The 2,067-nt window shown below is 64.0% G+C and carries 2 protein-coding genes; both read right to left on the bottom strand.

Annotated features, from left to right (window positions below; all coding sequences use genetic code 11):
• Window positions 1-342: 342 nt before the first annotated feature.
• The gene (locus DQW85_RS23955) at window positions 343-492 is read right to left on the bottom strand and encodes a DUF4158 domain-containing protein (RefSeq protein WP_162795312.1); all 150 of its coding nucleotides are present in this window, start codon (window positions 490-492) and stop codon (window positions 343-345) included.
• Between the two features lie 432 nt (window positions 493-924).
• The gene (locus tag DQW85_RS23950; protein ID WP_113702305.1) at window positions 925-1,716 is read right to left on the bottom strand and encodes a DUF6461 domain-containing protein; all 792 of its coding nucleotides are present in this window, start codon (window positions 1,714-1,716) and stop codon (window positions 925-927) included.
• Window positions 1,717-2,067: the final 351 nt, after the last annotated feature.

Below are 2,067 nucleotides of genomic sequence, written 5' to 3'. Positions count from 1 at the left end.
TCGACGCGGACGGCCCGACAGGAACCTTCCAAGACGAAACCGGGCCATTGCGCTGGTAGGCGCGTGGAAACGATCGAGGGGCAGCGCGACCGCGCCGCCCCTCGATCGTTTCGCGACGGATTGCCCTCATGCACCGCCGAGGCAACCCAGGCGCCGATGCCCAACCGGGGCGGCTCAGATCGAGGCGCACCTCGCCGTAGCGGTGGACATGCAGCCACAACAGCGGGGTCAGGCCGCGCCGGTCGACCGCGATGACGCTCGATAGTCCGTCCTGTCCAGTCGTACAGGCCCAAGCTGCTGGCCGACGTCTTGGTCTGCTTCGCGACGTAGTCGACCACCTCGTCAGGAAACTCCGCCCGCCCGCGGGAAGCGCCCGTGCTGCGTGAAGTACCTCAGCAACAACGCAAAGGCCAGACGAGTGCCTTCCTGCTTCGCACTGACCAGGCCGACCTCATCACTCAGCAGCGTCCAGTGCTCGATGAGCTCATCCATGCCAAGCGGCGGACGTTCCATGCCCGTAGATCCGCGCCGAGCCCTGCGGCATTACAGAAGGTCAGGCTAGGGATCTTCGAGGTTTGGCGGCCTATGACTCGTTGGTTAACAGCACCCCAGGACGGCATGGACCAGTGGCAATGAGACTCAGACCGCCTTCAGCGAGACCGGACAGGAGCGGAGGAGGGCCCTGTCCTGTCTCAAATGAGTTGGCGTGAGACCGGGGCGCTGACCTGCGGCGCGCCAACTGATTTGAGACAACATGAATGTGAATGTCTCAACGATCATGGCGTGCCTGGCTGAATGTCTCAAACCAGTTGGCGTGTGATCATGGAATGGTGCTGGGGAACCAGACGTCCATCTCTGGTGAGACTGCCTGGCGGGCTTCTTGGTGTTGAATGCCCGGCCCGCCGCGGGCAACCCCCTGTCGGGTCAGAAGTAGGCGCCGGGGATGGCAGCGCCGAGGATCGGACGGCGAAGGTGTTGTGGGGTGAGCATGACGCCGGTGATCCGGCTGGCGAGCGCCAGAGCCGCCGGGATGGGGTTGTCGAGGCTGTCGCTGGCGGCCGGGTCGATGCCCAGCTCACGGAGGTGACGATTGAGCCGGTCGGGATCCATGCCATGCCTGGCTATGGGAAACCCCGGGTTGATGTCGGTGATGAGCCGGCCGTCGACGGCGTAGGTGACCTGGTGCTGGGCGTAGTCATGCCGGTGCATCGCCACGGCCTCTCCGCCATTGTGCGAAAGGGCGCCCAATGCCTCCTGTTGCAGGCTGCGCCAGCCGCAGTCCTCGATGGCGATCGTCCAGTCCTCGATTCGCCTCACGGTGATGATCTTCGGCCCTTCCGGCTGGGAGTAGTCCTCGTCCGTGATGAGCCGGATGTCCTCGTCCGCGGCCCCAATCCGGCGAAGCACCTCATGCTCGTCGAGCCCGCGGACGAAGACGATGGTGTAGATGTCGCCGAGCCTGCTGCCTTTTTCCCACTCGTAATCTTCAGGCGACGCGCCGGGGGTTCTCGCGGTGGCGCGGACCATTTCGAAGGTTCTCGCCTGCTCGAGGATTTCGAGATGGGCGGCGAAGAATGCCTCGGTGATTTCTGGAGCTATCCGGCCACGCTCACTGACCGGGTAGCCGTGCGCTCTCGCCCAATCCCGGATCTGAGTGCGGCCGAGCTTGGACGCCCGGTAGGTGACGCGGAGGGGGGTGAAGTCGGCATCGGACATGATCAGAAACTTACCGATGGGTTCGACGTACGTCTGCTGATCCAGATCGTGAACGTCTCACGGCAGGTCGACCCCGGGGGCTGTAACCCTCTCCCAGACCGGGGAACCAGGCGTCCTTCTTGGTCGCGGTCTTCGCTTGCCGGAGGAGCATCGTGGCGTTCTTGCGCTCGTTCTCGATCCAGAGGTAGAGGGGATCGTGCCGCCATTCGTTCCAGTCCTGCCCAAGCCTGCCGTAGCGGCGGGCGACGGTCCGTCGGATCTCTGCTAGAGAGCTCTAACCTCGATCTTTCTCGACCTTGAGTTGGACGGCTGAGAGGTTCGGCTGGGGGTCGTTTTTCTCGCTGTGGTCAG

Origin of the sequence: Nonomuraea lactucae (assembly GCF_003313395.1) — a bacterium.
Classification (GTDB): Bacteria; Actinomycetota; Actinomycetes; order Streptosporangiales; family Streptosporangiaceae; genus Nonomuraea; species Nonomuraea lactucae.
The sequence above is the reverse complement of the archived record's forward strand: the minus strand, read 5'-3'. Positions and strand labels throughout refer to the sequence as shown.